We start from the raw sequence: 849 nt of genomic DNA, 5'->3' as shown, positions 1-849 counted from the left end.
GAACAGCTTTTGAAATCTTTTAATTCTAAAAAATAATCTTAAAAAGTTTGTGCAAACAAACTTTTTAAGTAATATCTCTAATCGCCTTACCAGCTTTTAGGGATTAAAAATATATAGGTAAAGGAATATTTATTATGTATCTCTATGTAGTAAGAAAAATTGAAAATGGAAGTTTTTCTAAAATCTATTGCGAAAGATTTTTGGAAGAAACATGGGAAGAAGTGAGAGACAAAATTAACCCTCAGAGCATTGTTTTAGTTACCGCTAACATTGAAGAACTTAAACAATTTAATCTTGAAAAAATAACCTGGACGAGATTTTATAACGTGCATACTAAAAGCAATGTAAGAATAAAAGTTTCTTTAACTTATGATGAACTTCAAATGGAAGAAGAAGCAGAAGCTTTACTTTCTAAAATCGAAGAAGATACAAAAAATCAGTGGAAAGAAATCATTAAAAGAAGGGATGAAAAATGGGAAAGAGAAGGTATTCCAAAATTAATGGAACACCGAAATCTTGTAGAAGAGCAAAATAAACTGATTCCTTTAGACATGGAAGAAAGGGATGCCATGCTTAAATGGCGGGAACTGGATTTTATAACTCCACCACCAGACAGAATTAAACATATAAAACAGACCTACAATATGAGCTGGAAAGAGTTTAAGGAGCACATTCAAACATTCTAGCTTCCATTCCTCAACAATCTTTTTGGATAATTTTCTAAAAGTTTGTTCGAACAAACTTTTAGAAGCTGTTAAATCAATAATCTTAAAATTCAATTGTCAGCTTTTTCAGTTGGTTACAATTTGTAACCAACTGATTTTCTTATAAAACTAACACAAAAATAGT

The 849-nt window shown here is 29.8% G+C and carries 1 protein-coding gene; it reads left to right on the top strand.

From position 1 onward, the window contains the following. Positions 1-134 precede the first annotated feature (134 nt). Positions 135-686: a hypothetical protein gene (locus MSI_RS13525; RefSeq protein ID WP_007590578.1), complete on the top strand. Its 552-nt coding sequence runs from the start codon at positions 135-137 to the stop codon at positions 684-686. Positions 687-849: the final 163 nt, after the last annotated feature.

The sequence above is a fragment of the Treponema sp. JC4 genome (assembly GCF_000260795.1).
Taxonomy (GTDB): Bacteria; Spirochaetota; Spirochaetia; order Treponematales; family Treponemataceae; genus Treponema_D.
The sequence above is the reverse complement of the archived record's forward strand: the minus strand, read 5'-3'. Positions and strand labels throughout refer to the sequence as shown.

Coding starts and splice junctions, on each gene's coding strand:
- MSI_RS13525 (WP_007590578.1), top strand. CDS start 135: ATGTATCTCTATGTAGTAAGAAAAATTGAAAATGGAAGTTTTTCTAAA.